19 protein-coding genes and 2 pseudogenes are annotated in these 13,302 nt (G+C 38.2%); 19 read left to right on the top strand and 2 right to left on the bottom strand.

Going from position 1 to position 13,302, the window contains the following annotated elements; genetic code table 11:
- Positions 1-78 precede the first annotated feature (78 nt).
- The 4 genes from TOL5_RS11165 (at position 79) to TOL5_RS11150 (ending at position 1,448) form a co-directional block, all read left to right on the top strand.
- Positions 79-315 (top strand): transposase, encoded by a 237-nt coding sequence (locus tag TOL5_RS11165; RefSeq protein WP_171499992.1) that lies wholly within the window; start codon positions 79-81, stop codon positions 313-315.
- A gap of 138 nt (positions 316-453) precedes the next feature.
- Positions 454-663 (top strand): cold-shock protein, encoded by a 210-nt coding sequence (locus TOL5_RS11160; protein ID WP_139421334.1) that lies wholly within the window; start codon positions 454-456, stop codon positions 661-663.
- A gap of 96 nt (positions 664-759) precedes the next feature.
- Positions 760-990 (top strand): hypothetical protein, encoded by a 231-nt coding sequence (locus TOL5_RS11155; RefSeq protein WP_151961784.1) that lies wholly within the window; start codon positions 760-762, stop codon positions 988-990.
- 176 nt (positions 991-1,166) lie between these two features.
- Positions 1,167-1,448 carry a hypothetical protein gene (locus TOL5_RS11150; RefSeq protein WP_139421331.1) on the top strand — a complete coding sequence of 94 codons (282 nt, stop codon included), beginning with the start codon at positions 1,167-1,169 and terminating at the stop codon, positions 1,446-1,448.
- 119 nt (positions 1,449-1,567) lie between these two features.
- Here TOL5_RS11150 and TOL5_RS11145 read toward each other — a convergent pair whose 3' ends face one another.
- A complete protein-coding gene (locus TOL5_RS11145) occupies positions 1,568-1,741 on the bottom strand; it encodes a hypothetical protein (protein ID WP_171477313.1) in 174 nt (57 codons plus the stop codon).
- Positions 1,742-2,226: 485 nt separating this feature from the next.
- On the opposite strand from TOL5_RS11145, the gene TOL5_RS11140 reads away from it, so the two are divergent.
- The 4 genes and pseudogenes from TOL5_RS11140 to TOL5_RS11125 form a co-directional block, all read left to right on the top strand.
- Positions 2,227-2,712 (top strand): hypothetical protein, encoded by a 486-nt coding sequence (locus tag TOL5_RS11140; protein WP_221260332.1) that lies wholly within the window; start codon positions 2,227-2,229, stop codon positions 2,710-2,712.
- Positions 2,663-3,304 (top strand): putative metallopeptidase, encoded by a 642-nt coding sequence (locus TOL5_RS11135; RefSeq protein ID WP_221260331.1) that lies wholly within the window; start codon positions 2,663-2,665, stop codon positions 3,302-3,304. The genes TOL5_RS11140 and TOL5_RS11135 overlap by 50 nt, the downstream gene beginning before the upstream one ends.
- 58 nt (positions 3,305-3,362) lie before the next feature.
- Entirely contained in the window at positions 3,363-3,905 is a 543-nt protein-coding gene (locus TOL5_RS11130) for a DUF2280 domain-containing protein (protein ID WP_221260330.1), read from the top strand.
- Positions 3,844-4,434: pseudogene (locus TOL5_RS11125) on the top strand (terminase large subunit domain-containing protein); the annotation flags it as partial. The gene TOL5_RS11130 and the pseudogene TOL5_RS11125, both read left to right, overlap by 62 nt.
- A 61-nt stretch (positions 4,435-4,495) precedes the next feature.
- On the opposite strand, the gene TOL5_RS11120 reads toward TOL5_RS11125, so the two are convergent.
- Positions 4,496-5,640 (bottom strand): IS3 family transposase gene (locus tag TOL5_RS11120; protein WP_085944219.1). Its coding sequence is split into 2 segments (ribosomal slippage): positions 4,496-5,376 and positions 5,376-5,640, totalling 1,146 coding nucleotides; the frame shifts between segments, so codons are not numbered across the junction.
- 76 nt (positions 5,641-5,716) lie between these two features.
- On the opposite strand from TOL5_RS11120, the pseudogene TOL5_RS11115 reads away from it, so the two are divergent.
- The 11 genes and pseudogenes from TOL5_RS11115 to TOL5_RS11065 form a co-directional block, all read left to right on the top strand.
- A pseudogene (locus tag TOL5_RS11115) lies at positions 5,717-6,418 on the top strand (terminase); the annotation flags it as partial.
- 3 nt (positions 6,419-6,421) lie between these two features.
- Complete coding sequence (locus tag TOL5_RS11110) at positions 6,422-7,837, top strand: DUF4055 domain-containing protein (RefSeq protein WP_151961779.1); 1,416 nt, start codon at positions 6,422-6,424, stop codon at positions 7,835-7,837.
- Positions 7,830-8,903, top strand: coding sequence for a minor capsid protein (locus tag TOL5_RS11105; protein WP_151961778.1), 1,074 nt, complete (start codon positions 7,830-7,832; stop codon positions 8,901-8,903). The genes TOL5_RS11110 and TOL5_RS11105 overlap by 8 nt, the downstream gene beginning before the upstream one ends.
- Positions 8,900-9,169 carry a hypothetical protein gene (locus tag TOL5_RS11100; protein ID WP_151961777.1) on the top strand — a complete coding sequence of 90 codons (270 nt, stop codon included), beginning with the start codon at positions 8,900-8,902 and terminating at the stop codon, positions 9,167-9,169. The genes TOL5_RS11105 and TOL5_RS11100 overlap by 4 nt, the downstream gene beginning before the upstream one ends.
- Positions 9,170-9,277: 108 nt before the next feature.
- Positions 9,278-10,042, top strand: coding sequence for a DUF6651 domain-containing protein (locus TOL5_RS11095; protein ID WP_151961776.1), 765 nt, complete (start codon positions 9,278-9,280; stop codon positions 10,040-10,042).
- Positions 10,043-10,051: 9 nt separating this feature from the next.
- Complete coding sequence (locus TOL5_RS11090) at positions 10,052-10,999, top strand: major capsid protein (RefSeq protein WP_151961775.1); 948 nt, start codon at positions 10,052-10,054, stop codon at positions 10,997-10,999.
- A 39-nt stretch (positions 11,000-11,038) separates the two neighbouring features.
- Positions 11,039-11,653 carry a HeH/LEM domain-containing protein gene (locus tag TOL5_RS11085; RefSeq protein WP_151961774.1) on the top strand — a complete coding sequence of 205 codons (615 nt, stop codon included), beginning with the start codon at positions 11,039-11,041 and terminating at the stop codon, positions 11,651-11,653.
- Positions 11,654-11,656: 3 nt separating this feature from the next.
- On the top strand, positions 11,657-12,031 hold the full coding sequence (locus TOL5_RS11080) for a hypothetical protein (RefSeq protein ID WP_151961773.1): 375 nt from the start codon (positions 11,657-11,659) through the stop codon (positions 12,029-12,031).
- Positions 12,028-12,405 (top strand): hypothetical protein, encoded by a 378-nt coding sequence (locus tag TOL5_RS11075; RefSeq protein WP_171499991.1) that lies wholly within the window; start codon positions 12,028-12,030, stop codon positions 12,403-12,405. The genes TOL5_RS11080 and TOL5_RS11075 overlap by 4 nt, the downstream gene beginning before the upstream one ends.
- Complete coding sequence (locus TOL5_RS11070; protein ID WP_221260329.1) at positions 12,402-12,839, top strand: hypothetical protein; 438 nt, start codon at positions 12,402-12,404, stop codon at positions 12,837-12,839. The genes TOL5_RS11075 and TOL5_RS11070 overlap by 4 nt, the downstream gene beginning before the upstream one ends.
- Positions 12,836-13,249 carry a phage tail terminator-like protein gene (locus TOL5_RS11065; protein ID WP_009585324.1) on the top strand — a complete coding sequence of 138 codons (414 nt, stop codon included), beginning with the start codon at positions 12,836-12,838 and terminating at the stop codon, positions 13,247-13,249. The genes TOL5_RS11070 and TOL5_RS11065 overlap by 4 nt, the downstream gene beginning before the upstream one ends.
- The last annotated feature ends 53 nt before the right edge of the window (positions 13,250-13,302 follow it).

The following is a 13,302-nucleotide window of genomic DNA, read 5'->3' as shown; positions in this document are numbered from 1 at the left end:
AATTTACTTCTAAGTAGAAGTTATTCCAATTCTGAATGTTAATCGTAATTAGATTTCACACATTTTACTGAAGCTCAAATGATTGAGTATATTGTGAATTTATTAAATGGATGGATGTTTGCTAAAGCAAACAATGGCGAAGAGATTGAAGTTAAGGTTATCCCTCTCAAGCGTAAACAAAATAATGTGAATGGTGTCACTTTTGTGGAAGTTGGAAAAAAAATTCAACTAACATCGGGACAAGAGTGCTTATTAAACATTGATGGAAAATCTTTTTATACAGGGTTGAATCAACTCTATAAATTGATTTTTTAACCACCTAGCTATTCGACAGTAGTTAATGTATATTCTTCGTAATAGATTATTTTTTTAATGAATACTTTTTATCTTATATATGAAAAATGTTTGTTTTATAAAGAATTATTCTATCATTTAAATTATTGAGAATTATATATGTCAGATATTAGTACTGGTACCGTTAAGTGGTTTAATGAAACTAAAGGTTTTGGATTTATCGCAACAGATAATGGTCAAGATGTTTTTGCTCATTACAGTGAGATTCAAAGCAATGGTTTTAAAGTTCTTCTTGAAGGTCAGCGTGTTCAATTTACTGTATCTAATGGGAAAAAAGGACTACAAGCTAGCGGTATTACTGTTATCTAATAGAGTTAACTAGCTTTAAAGCTCATCGAAAGGTGGGCTTTTTACATTTTAGACAAATCAAAAGTGCTACACTCCCATCGATAAACAGGAAAGCACATGAATATTTGTATCGGTGGTGAACTTCAAGGGCAAATCATTGAGAATGACGGCTATAAGTTCAAAGTTGACCCAAACAGTGACAAAAGCCCTTATTATTTTAGGCAGTCCATTGTTTTAGAAGATCAATATTTAAGGTTTTGGTTTTCCAGCACTGTAAAGTTTGAGGATGCTTTGAAGTCAGCAGAAGGTTTTGCGAGGCAGCAAGTTAAAGATACAAAGGGCGCTTAGGCGTCTTTTTTACGTCTGAGATTTTATAAAGGTGCTTGTGACGTGCACAAGTAATTTATTGAGGATCGTCTCATGAAAAATCGTTAGCTCAAGAATCAACTTGGATTTGTGACGCTGTGCAATCCGTTTAGCTTCACAACATGTTATACTGATCTGCCTTTTAAGTAATCTATTCTATGCCTGAAATCTTTAAATACCGTTACACACAAATTAGTGTATTTGGGTCTTTACCAACATATAAGGTTTTTACCAACATAAAAGGTGATAAGGCTAAATGGGTATTTGCTGATAATACGTTTATTTACGGGTGTTTATCAGAATGGGCTTTGATGCATTCAGGTTTAGACTCAGGTAAATCAACTTGGTCTGAAGAACCTAAAATATTTTTAGAAACTGAAAAAAGAAAATTGATTATATATAAATCAGCTCATCCTGAATTTATAACAGAAGTTTTTTAGGTATATAGATTAATCTATTCACAATGTATAATCTGATTTATAAAATTAAATCAATATTGATTTTTATATAAAGAAAAACTTATCGTATCTCGATAAGTTCTTTTGTTAAATTGACAACATTATTTAGGATGGTTTTGAGCATCTTCTTTAATTTCATTAGGTCCTTTATTGGGGTTAGGTGGGGTTACACCTGGTGTTGCTTGAGGTGTATTTTCCTTGTCTTTTTCGAGATCACCAGGCTTAGTACCTGATTTTGTTTGATCTGAATTTTGTGACAAACTCTTAAATGACATTTTAATCTTCTTAAAGTATTGAGTGGAGATTTCATGCTAAGCTTTAATTGTGCTTACACTACGGTCTTTGTAAGATTGGTTTGTAGATAATTGTTCTTTAATAATCTTTATATCAACAAGATATATCTGAATTTAACAATTAAAAAGAAATAATGTTAATAAACAATCCTGTTCAAGAAATATTAAAATTTTCTTGTTAACATAGGATCAACAAATGGATTTAATGAGTATTGATTTCTGAATTTTTATTATTTTAAAATATTTAAATAAATTGTTTAATTTTTCTTAGATAATTTTATATTATAGTGTTATATTTCTTGTGATCGAATCCGTATGCGAAACGGTAGTGTTTAAGTTGTTATAGGAATAGCGCATTCCCTTCAAAAGTTTTAAAACTTAAACAGTTAACGCTGAGCATGAGTTCGCGACATGCCGATCTACGAAGCCCACTTCTATTTGTGGGCTTTTTTATTGGAGATTCCTTGATGGAAATTAACCAATACACCAGCCTTACAAAAAAGAAGCCAATTAAAACAAAACCAAGAACAAGACCATTACCCAAGGCAAAAGAAGCATACTTAGAAGCTTTTAAAGACTTTGAGCAATCGTTGATTGTATTCAATATTAAGTATGAAAAATTATTCCAATTTGAATCAACTAAACATTGGCGATTCGATTTTCATCTTATTGAACATAGAATTTTAGTTGAAATTTCTGGTGGACCTTGGTCGGGTGGTCGCAAAGGTAAGCTTAAAGATAAAGCTTGGAGTATGGAGCGTTACGATGTTGCTGCCGATATGGGTTACACAGTGATCAGAATAGAGTCAGCACCCAGATATAAAATTCAGGAAGATGGACCATTACAAGTCGAAGCTAATTTGTCTAGTCAGTGGCTTAAGAATTTGAAGAGGCATATTTTCAATGGAACAGATCAGACCATTTCCACCAACAGACTTGATAGATCAAGCTGAGGAAGAGGAAGCGATTCGCTTGGCACCTGCAGCGGATCTAAAAGAATGGGTAGTGAAAAACTTCTTAACCCTTGGTGGTGAACTTCATAATCCCGACCATGACCACATAGCTGAATTACTTCATGACGATGAAACATTCTTAGCATTCGCTTGGGCTTCATCTGCCGCCGTTGCTAAAAAGAGGATGGTATTAGGTCAATGTGAAAAAGTGATGTTTAACCAAGGTGGTTGGCGTAAAGCTCGACAAGAGCAACAAATGCGTGATTGGTTTGGGTTTGTTCCTGTTTATCTAATTACAATCGATGCAAGCTTTTGTGAACGTGCGAACGATCGTGAATTTTGTGCTTTGATTGAGCATGAGCTTTATCACATCGGTGTTGAACGTTATGAAGATGGCGAAATAGTTTATAGCGATCATACAGGCTTACCTAAGCATTATTTAGCAGGTCATGACGTTGAGGAATTTATAGGAGTGGTCAAGCGCTGGGGAGCAAGTGAGGACGTTAAGCGCATGGTCGCAGTCGCACAAAACCCGCCGTTTGTTTCAGATTTGGAAATAACAAAATGCTGCGGAACATGTCTAATTAACTGAGCCTTAGGGCTCTTTTTTTTGCCAGTTTTGTTTTACGTAGTCTTACAAAGGGGCATTTATGGCAACACTTAAAGAGCCTGTAAAAATCTTTATAGTTCAGTCTCTTGCTTGCTTTGAAACCCCTCAACAAGTGGCTGATGCTGTAAAACAAAATTTTGACATTGAAATAGAGCGCCAACAGGTAGCTTCATATGATCCAACAAAGCCAACAGGTAAAAACTTAAGTAAGAAACTAAAGGATCTATTTCATCAAACTAGAAATGATTTTAGGACGAATGTTTTCGATATCCCTTTAGCAAATAAAGCAGTACGTCTCAAGGAATTACAGAATATATATAACGATCCAAAGGTTAATAGAATTCTAAAAACCAAGCTGATCAAACAATTCAAAGATGAGATGCATGGTTATGAGATTCAGCTCCTAGATATTCAATTAAAGCAACTTGAAATTGAACGAATCAAAACAGGTGATGGAGATGGTGCAGATGATCCGACGCCAGTGAAAGTCACCATTCAAGTTGTAGATGCGAGTAAACAAGATGCCGAATATCAACCCAACGCTGAATGTGCCTCAGGCGAATTTTCTACAACTTCCGAATAAATTTCGTGCCTTTGTTGCAGGGTTTGGTAGTGGCAAGACTTGGGTAGGCTGCTCAAGTCTCTGTGATAAGTCTTGGGAATTTCCAAAGGTACCTTTAGGTTATTTTGCCCCAACATATCCGCAGATCAGAGATATTTTTTTCCCGACCATAGACGAAGTTGCATTTGACTGGGGCTTGAAGACAAAGATATATGAATCGAATAAAGAGGTTGATCTCTAATATGGCCGCCAGTATCGCAGTACTGTTATTTGCAGATCAATGGAGAAACCGCAAACGATCGTAGGTTTTAAGGTTGGTCACTCTCTAATTGATGAACTCGATGTCATGAATAAGGACAAGGCTCAACAGGCATGGCGTAAAATTATTGCGCGTATGCGTGTGAAACATCCTGGTCTAACGAATGGTATCGATGTTGCGACCACGCCTGAGGGTTTTAAGTTTACTTATGAGCAATTCGTAAAAGAGGCAAACTCAACGCCAGCAAAACGAAAGCTATATGGCATGATCCAAGCTTCAACTTATGACAATAGAGGTGGTCCCACATGTTTGAACAACTAAAAGCTTATTTATAAGTGATACTCTGCTCTAGTTAAGCTACCTTATTTTGTTGTGGTAGCTGGTCATAGTAAAACTCATCTGGAGTCATTTTGTCCAGACTCGAATGAGGTCGTTTCAAATTATAAAATTCAAAATATGCGTTTAATTGCTTCTTCGCATCCAAAACATTGCTGTAGGCTTTGAGATACACCTCTTCATATTTAACGCTCCGCCATAATCGTTCAACCATCACATTATCAACCCATCGACCTTTACCATCCATGCTGATTTGGATGTCATTTGATTTCAATACATCAATAAATGCATCACTGGTAAACTGACTGCCTTGGTCTGTATTAAATATTTCAGGTCGACCATATTTTTCAATAGCTTCATTTAATGTTTCTATGCAAAATGTAACCTCCATACTAATCGATACTCTATGCGCAAGTACCTTGCGGCTATGCCAATCAATCACAGCACATAAATAAACAAAGCCTTTTGCCATAGGGATATACGTTATATCCGTAGACCACACTTGATTACTGCGCTGAATAGCCAATCCTTTGAGCAGATATGGATATTTGCGGTGAGCTTGATTAGCCTGGCTTAAATTTGGTTTGCAATATAACGCATTAATGCCCATTTTCTTCATTAAAGTACGTGTATGACGTCGTCCTATATGATGTCCTTGACGATTCAACAAATCACGCATCATACGGCTACCTGCAAAAGGGTATTGCATATGTAACTCATCCATACACCGCATCAGCTTCAGATCTGATGCACTCACAGGTTTTGGGCGATAGTAATAACAACCACGGGAGACTTTCAGCAGCTGAGCTTGCTTAGATACTGAAATCTGAAGTGAGTCATCGATTAACTTTTGTGGTTGAAGCGGCCCAGTTTCTTCAACACACCTTCTAAAAAATCAATTTCTAATGCCTGCTCACCGATTTTTGCATGTAGTTTTTTTAGATCGATGGGTGGTTCTGTTGGAGCTTTTGATTGATCGAAAGCTTGCGAGGAAGCTGAAATCAGTTGATTTTTCCAGTCGATAATTTGGTTTTGATGAACATCAAATTCAGCACTCAATTCAGCAAGTGTTTTTTCTGCTTTAATCGCAGCAAGTGCTACCTTAGCTTTAAAATCATTTGAATGATTTCTTCTTGGTCTACGTGCCATAAAATACTCCATATATTGATGTTTATAACATCATTTGGGGAGCAAAATATCACTTATAAGTGTTGTTCAAATTTCCTGATCCACCTCTAATGAAAATAATTTACCAGATGATTATATTTCATCTTTGTTTGAATCATATCCGCCACAATTAATCTCAGCGTATCTAAAAGGTCAGTTTGTGAACTTGACCAGTGGTGCGGTTTATCCTGATTTTGATCGAAAGCTCAATCATACAGATGAAGAGATTCAACCTAGAGAGCATTTGATCATTGGTATGGACTTTAACGTTTTAAAAATGGCTGCAGTTGTTTATGTCATACGTGATGGTAAGCCGCTTGCCTTGGATGAAATAGTTGGGGTGAGAGATACACCAACCATGGCAACATTACTCATTGAGCGTTTTCCATTTCATGATATGACAGTAATTCCTGATGCAGCTGGTCAAGCCACATCTTCAAAAAATAGCAGTGAATCAGATCACCAAATTTTGCGAGACAAGGGTTTTAGGGTTGAGGTTGATGGAACTAACCCCGCGATTAAAGATCGTATTAATGCAGTGAATGCATTAATTCTAAATGGCGATGGTGAGCGTACGTTGAAAGTTAATACAAATAAATGTCCTCGTTTCACTGAAACTCTAGAACAGCAAGTTTATGACAAGTTCGGGATGCCTGATAAAACTGCAGGATTAGACCATGTAGGCGATGCGGGTGGTTATCCATTGGCTAAACGCTTCCCAATCATTAAGCCAGTGACACGACTGGATTTCCCTATTTTTGGACGACGATAGAAAATGGCTGGAATTACAACTAAACACACAGACTATGACTTAAACATCGCGCTCTGGAAGAAAGTAGATGATGTGTGCAAAGGTCAGAAAACGATTAAGGAAGCGGGAAAAACCTATTTACCGGTTCCTGAAACATTCGGCAAAGGTGATGCTGAAAGATATCAAGACTATCTAGGGCGCGCCGTGTTTTATGGCATTACTGGTCGCACATTGGGTAGTTATGTCGGTACAGCTTTCAATAAACTTCCTGATTTTACTCGACCTGATGAGTTGGAGTATTTAGAGCGTAATGCTGATGGGTCAGGACGATCAATCTTCCAGTGTTCACAACGAATGTTAAGATCGATCTTAAAACAGTACCGTTGTGGTGTGTACGTAGATTACCCAACAGTAGCAGCAAGTAAAAATAAAGCAGAGGATAAGCTTAAAGGTGCTTATCCAATGATTCATATTTTAGAAGCTTCTGTGATTGAGGATTGGGATCATATCGTAGTCGGTAATCAGCGAAAACTTAGCTTTGTGAAAATCCGTGAATTTATATCAGAGCGTGAGCCTGATGGTTTCAGCAAGAAAACACGAGACCAGTATCGTGTTTTGCGTTTAGAACAGTCAACACAGGGCTTTGTTTATACTGTTCAGGTTTATATCTTGGATAAGGACAAGAACTGGGTAGCACAAGATAAGATTATACCAACTGACTACAGTGGTGTAACTTGGGAATATATTCCCTTTACTTTCTGCGGAGCAGTAGATAACACGGACGAAATCAATAATGCACCGTTACTGGATCTAGCTGATCTTAACTTAGCGCATTATCGGAATTCTGCTGATGTTGAAGAATCAGGTTTTATTATTGGACAGCCTACTGTGTCATTACCAGATGTGACAGAGTGGCAATACAACATCATTAAGAAAGATAAATTAGCTATTGGTGCACGCTCTGGTTTTCCAACTAAAGTTGAGATTGTTCAGGCTAAAGAAAACAATCTGGCAAAGCAGCTCATGAATGAAAAAATGACTGCAATGAAAGAGCTTGGTGCACGTTTAATTGAGGTTGGATCTGCCAATAAGACTGCGACTCAAGCAGACAATGAGGATTCGATTCAGCATTCGGTAGTTTCACTTGCAGTCTCAAATATTAGTGAAGCACTTACTCTGGCTTTACGTTGGTGTGCAAAATTTGCCATGGATGGTCATGAGTTTGGTCCTAATGAACTGAGTTACTCAATTTCTCAGGATTTTAATAAACCTAAATTCAGTGAAGAACGTGCTAAACGTCTATACGATGCTGCTATTTCAGAACATCTACCTTGGTCAGTTTGGTACAAGTACGAACAAACGGGCACTTTTAGCGAGCTTTCTTTTGAAGAAATGCGGTTGAAACTAGATCAAGAGAAAGCAGGTGAATTTGATGAATGATCCAATCATTGATGCATTGACTAAGCACAATAGCTTTTTACAGCGTTTATCAAGTTCAGCTATCATTGAAATTATCCAAAGCTTTAATGGTATCTCTAATCAGTACATCTCAAACTTACGCGATCTACTCGATGAACTAAGTGATGCTGAACTAAAGGCACTTGCTTCAGCTGCTTATACAACTCCCGTACTGAAAGAGATTCAGGATCTATTTAAAGAGTGGCAACAATCGATCGCCTTGACATTGCCCGAGGTCTTTACAGCTTCTGCAGTTGCATTGGCGGTTCATGAAGCTGGCTACATCTACCGAATGGCCAGTAAGAAAACGCCTAAGGTTGATGGTGAAAAGCTACTTAAGAAAGTCAGTAGGCAGCCCTTTGCTGGTGGTCAACTCATTGACCTCATTTTTCCTGATGTGGCTGAGTCTATGCGCAAGAAAGCTGAATACATTATTCGTGATGGCGTTTCTAATGGGCAATCTAATCAGCAGATTATTCAGCGGATCAAAGGCACTAAAAAGCTTGAATATAAAGATGGCTTATTAGAACAAACGCGTAATTCTATCGATGCAGAAGTTCGCACAGCAAGGGCGCACATCAGTAATGAAACTTATTTAAATACATGGAAAGATCTTGGGGCTAAATACACCAAGGATATAGCGACACTTGATAGCCGTACCTCTAAGCTCTGTGCCGTGCGGGATGGTCGTGTACAAAAGATTGATGAGAATCATGAAAGACCACCTTACCATCGTCGATGTCGAACCATTCAAGTTGCTTGCAATGCTGATGGTGATATTGATGGCGTACGTCCTTATGTTGTTGATAAGGAAAAGGGTAAAGACTGGGGTATTGGTCAAGTTGATGCGAATACGACGTATAAGCAGTGGTTTGCCACACAAGATGAAACCTTTCAGCGTAATTGGTTAGGTAAGACTCGCTTTGAGCTTTATAAGTCAGGTAAGTATCCATTGGATAAATTCATTGATCCACTCAGCGGTAAGCCTTTTACCATTGCTGAGCTTAGAAAGATGGATGAAGACACATTTAAGGAGCTAGGGCTGTGAAAAAAGAACCAAAGAAAACAGGACTAAAACGCACTGTATGGTTATTTGAGCGTGAGATTTTAGAAAAATTCGAAAAAACCAATTTAAAAGATCATCACAAAGTTCTTAAGCTCAATATTTTCGCTATGCAATATGAGTTAAGACCTAAATTTAATAATGGTCGAGCTGATGCCATTGTAATGCGCGATACGGCAAATCATTGGTTGAAGATGTGGTTTATAGCATTCCAAACATGCTCTGGCGAACATCTAAAAGCTAAAGCTTAAAGCATACAAATTATTTAGCACCTTTCGAGGTGCTTTTTTATTGCCTAACGTTCGGATGAACAAGGCGCAACGAGCGGATGCTCATTTAGATATAGGGTCGGATGACTTATGAAACTTAAGACAGTAACCATTGAAAATAAAACATATGCAGAAGTGAATGAAAACGGTCTACCGATTTACATTCACGATGATGGTAAAGAAGTCGCACATGATGCACCTCAAACAGTAGCGACAATCACGCGATTAAATGGGGAGGCAAAGACAAATCGTGAGCGTTATGAAAAAGCAGAAAACTCTTTGAAAGCTTTTGAGGGTATTGACGATCCTGTGGCGGCCAAAAAGGCTTTAGATACATTAAAAAATTTCGATGATAAAAAACTGGTGGATGCCGGTGAGGTCGAGAAAATCAAATCTGAAGCAATTAAAGCTGTTGAAGAAAAATATGCTCCGATCGTTCAAGAGCGTGATTCTTATCAATCTCAATTGCATAACGAACTTATTGGAGGCGGTTTTGCTCGTTCTAAGTTTATTCACGACAAAGTTTCTGTACCTGTTGACATGATCCAAGCCCAATTCGGAAAGAATTTCAAAATCGAAGATGGCAAGGTTGTAGCTTACGGTGCAGATGGTCAAAAAATCTTTTCACGTTCTCGTCCTGGTGAAGTTGCTGATTTTGATGAAGCCTTGGAATCTTTGATTGGTGGTTACCAATACAAAGACCAAATTTTAAAAGGTGGTCAAGGTTCTGGTGGAGGCTTCCAAAACAATGGTGGAGCAAATACTGGTTTAAAACGCAGCCAAATGGATGCAAAGGCAAAAGCTGAATACATCCATACACATGGTCAAGAATCATATTTAAAACTTGATAAATAAGGAGTCGTAATGACTACAACCGTAAATAGCGACATGATTATCTATAATCAATTGGCGCAAACAGCATATTTAGAGCGCCTCCAAGACAATTTAAACGTCTTTAACCAAGCATCTAACGGGGCGATTCGCTATGTAAATGAGATCATTCAAGGTGATTTCAATCAACAATCTTTCTATCGTGTTGGTGGCAGCATTGAACACCGTGATGTGAACTCAACTGCTAAAGTGACTAATAAAAAAATTGGTGCAGGGGAATCTGTTGGTGTAAAAGTACCATTTAAATACGGTCCTTACGCTTCAACTGAAGAGGCATTTAAACGCCGTGCACGTTCTCCCGAAGAATTCGCTGAAATTATTGGCTATGACTTAGCGGATGCATTGGTACATGGTCGTTTGCAATATAGCTTGGCATCATTAAAAGCAGCCATTAGCAGTAATCCAGATATGATTGCTAAAGGTAGTATCGCTACAGATGGTCGCAAAGCTTTAACTAAAGGCATGCGCAAGTTCGGTGATAAATTTGGCCGTATCTCACTTTGGGTGATGAACTCAGATACATATTTCGACATTGTAGATGAAGCATTAACAAATCAAATTTACGGTGAATCAGAAATTGTTATTTATGGCGGTTTACCTGGAACATTAGGCAAACCCGTTTTGGTCACAGATTTAATTGAAGATGATGATGCTTTTGGTTTGCAGGCTGGTGCAGTGACAGTCACTGAATCGCAAGCACCTGGCTTCCGTGCATACGATATTAACGATGAAGAAAACTTAGCAATGGGTATGCGTGCTGAAGGTGCATTCAACCTTGACTTGCTCGGTTACTCTTGGGATACCTCAAAAGGTGCCAACCCAACACTTGCACAATTAGGTGCGGATGCAAATTGGAAGAAGCATGCAACAAGCAACAAGATGACTGCAGGTACATTGCTTGATCTATCAGGTACACCATAAAAGAGGGCATTTCGCCCTCTTTCTTTTTGGGAGAAAGAATTGAAAATAATCTATGCGAAAAAGAGCTCAGGAATTGATGAGCAAGGATCTTTTCAAAACCCTAGTTACTATGACAAGCCTAATAAAGATGCTGAATCAGTTGTGATTTATGGTGACTATCCGCAAATTAAAGCTGATTATGAAGCGCTTGAAATACCTGTAAATGTTCGAGAACTATCACTAGCCAAGCCATTAACTATTGATGTCAAAGTCGGTATCACACCTGAGCTTCAAGCCGTCGTTGATGAGGCAAAAGCTGAATGTGAAAAAGTTGTTGCTGAAAACGATGAGCTAAAACAGCAATTGGAAGCGTTAAAGGCTGGGCTTGTGCCTGGTGAACCTGTTGATTTGACCGGTTTGGTACCAACTGAGCAATTTGATGCAGTTGCACTGGATCTAACGAATACCAAAGAGCAATTAGCCACCGCACAGCGTGAATTTATTGCTTTTAAAAACGATGCCGCAGCAATGCAAGCCCGTATCGCTGAACTTCAATCAGTGGATTATTCAAAACTTAAAGTGGATGAACTAAAAGATGTTCTGAAATTGAAAGGAATTGAATTCCCATCTGATGCCAAAAAAGATGATTTGCTGGCTTTGCTACTAAAGGAATAACCCATGAGCTTTATTACCCAAGAACAAGCTGAGCAAATAATAGGAGCGGATTTTGCACCAGCTGGTGATAAAGCTCGCCTCATTAAATTAGCAAACACTTGGATGAAGAATGAAATAGGTTTTGTTCCTGATCCAATTGATCCTTTATTGCAAGATGCAGCATGTGAAATTATCAAGGGCATTTTAGCTGGTGATATTTACTCAGGCGTAGAGCGTCAAACTACAAGGGAAATGGTTGATGCTGATGGGGTTAAGGTTGATGAAACCTTTGCTGCAGGTAGTGTGGCTATTTCTAAGCATGAGCAAGTAGCTAAAGCCTATATTGCATCACTTGATTTAACACCTAAAGGCTTTGCATTTGGAGTATATCGGGGATGATTAAAAACAAGGTTCAATCCAAGTTAGCCAAAGCATTCAACACAAAGCTTACTGATGCGGTGTATCCATTCACTTGCACTAAAATTATTAATTCAGGTGAAATGGATTTTCAAACTGAAACTTATCCTGAGTCTGAAACTGTAGTTTACACGGGTCGTGGTGTGTTGTTTGGTTCATATGCCAAAGACATGGTTAAGCCTGAGAATTATCAAGTCGAAGACTGCAAAGCAACTGTGCTGCAAAATGAAGTTACTGCCGTACCGCAAATTGATGACGAATGGAAAACTGAAAAAGGTATTTTTCGTATTGTTAATATTGGTACTGATCCGACTGGAAGTATTTGGAAAGTTCAGTTAAGAAAGGTGAGTGAATGAGCAGATGGTCCATCAAGCCAACCGACTTTATTGACACAATTAAAGAAGATGCAAATCAACATTGTAAGAACATTATTGCAGATGCTTTACAGCATGTTGCAGTACGCTCACCAGTTGATAAAGGTTCTTATAGATTCTCGCACATTGTATCGATAAATACAGAAGATTACTCAACCAAGCAGGGCAATGGCGATCCAGTACAAGCAGCTGTTGGGACAATTGCTTCTTTTAAATTAGGTGATAAAGCATATATCCAAAATAATACTCCTTACGGTGATGTGATCGAGTACGGTGGTTATCCTGATCCTGTTAAAAAAGGAAGTTGGGTAAAAGGTAAAGGGTACATTAAAAAATCTGCAGGTGGCTTTTCACGGCAAGCACCTAATGGTGTTTACACATTGGCTTTTCAATATATTGCGAGTAAGTATAAATGAGAGATATTGATGCGAAACGTGAGATTCGAAAACTGATTGAAACCTTTACAAGTAAGGCTATAAAAAAAGAACACTTTCAATTTCAAAACCAACCACTTGAAGGCGGTAAGCCCTTCACACCACCACACAATGAAATATGGGCTCAAGTAAGTTTTGGTGGTGGTGACAAGCGTATTGTAGGATTAGCCGATAAGCCGTGCACACGGACTACAGGAATGCTGTTCATTCAGTTATTCGCTCCACGCAATACAGGAACAGACTCAGCTCTTATTGTTGCTGAAAAACTAGCGGAACACGTACAGTTTTATAGAATTGGCGGTTTAGAGCTTCAAGCATCAAGTGTGATTGAAGTACCCAATAATCCGGACTTTTATCAAGTGAATGTGCATACGCCTTACACTGTAAATTAATTAACTATTTCCAATCCACCTCCTTATAGGAGGTTTTTTATGCCCAAATTAAG

It is taken from the genome of Acinetobacter sp. Tol 5 (assembly GCF_019702905.1).
Lineage (GTDB): Bacteria > Pseudomonadota > Gammaproteobacteria > Pseudomonadales > Moraxellaceae > Acinetobacter > Acinetobacter bereziniae.
Note: the sequence above shows the minus strand (reverse complement) of the source record. Positions and strands in the feature narration are given on the sequence as shown.

Bases quoted from the DNA above. Each gene is read 5' to 3' on its own strand.
- TOL5_RS11165 (WP_171499992.1), top strand. From the start codon at position 79: ATGATTGAGTATATTGTGAATTTATTAAATGGATGGATGTTTGCTAAA.
- TOL5_RS11160 (WP_139421334.1), top strand. From the start codon at position 454: ATGTCAGATATTAGTACTGGTACCGTTAAGTGGTTTAATGAAACTAAA.
- TOL5_RS11155 (WP_151961784.1), top strand. From the start codon at position 760: ATGAATATTTGTATCGGTGGTGAACTTCAAGGGCAAATCATTGAGAAT.
- TOL5_RS11150 (WP_139421331.1), top strand. From the start codon at position 1,167: ATGCCTGAAATCTTTAAATACCGTTACACACAAATTAGTGTATTTGGG.
- TOL5_RS11145 (WP_171477313.1), bottom strand. From the start codon at position 1,741: ATGTCATTTAAGAGTTTGTCACAAAATTCAGATCAAACAAAATCAGGT.
- TOL5_RS11140 (WP_221260332.1), top strand. From the start codon at position 2,227: ATGGAAATTAACCAATACACCAGCCTTACAAAAAAGAAGCCAATTAAA.
- TOL5_RS11135 (WP_221260331.1), top strand. From the start codon at position 2,663: ATGGAACAGATCAGACCATTTCCACCAACAGACTTGATAGATCAAGCT.
- TOL5_RS11130 (WP_221260330.1), top strand. From the start codon at position 3,363: ATGGCAACACTTAAAGAGCCTGTAAAAATCTTTATAGTTCAGTCTCTT.
- TOL5_RS11110 (WP_151961779.1), top strand. From the start codon at position 6,422: ATGGCTGGAATTACAACTAAACACACAGACTATGACTTAAACATCGCG.
- TOL5_RS11105 (WP_151961778.1), top strand. From the start codon at position 7,830: ATGAATGATCCAATCATTGATGCATTGACTAAGCACAATAGCTTTTTA.
- TOL5_RS11095 (WP_151961776.1), top strand. From the start codon at position 9,278: ATGAAACTTAAGACAGTAACCATTGAAAATAAAACATATGCAGAAGTG.
- TOL5_RS11090 (WP_151961775.1), top strand. From the start codon at position 10,052: ATGACTACAACCGTAAATAGCGACATGATTATCTATAATCAATTGGCG.
- TOL5_RS11080 (WP_151961773.1), top strand. From the start codon at position 11,657: ATGAGCTTTATTACCCAAGAACAAGCTGAGCAAATAATAGGAGCGGAT.
- TOL5_RS11075 (WP_171499991.1), top strand. From the start codon at position 12,028: ATGATTAAAAACAAGGTTCAATCCAAGTTAGCCAAAGCATTCAACACA.
- TOL5_RS11070 (WP_221260329.1), top strand. From the start codon at position 12,402: ATGAGCAGATGGTCCATCAAGCCAACCGACTTTATTGACACAATTAAA.
- TOL5_RS11065 (WP_009585324.1), top strand. From the start codon at position 12,836: ATGAGAGATATTGATGCGAAACGTGAGATTCGAAAACTGATTGAAACC.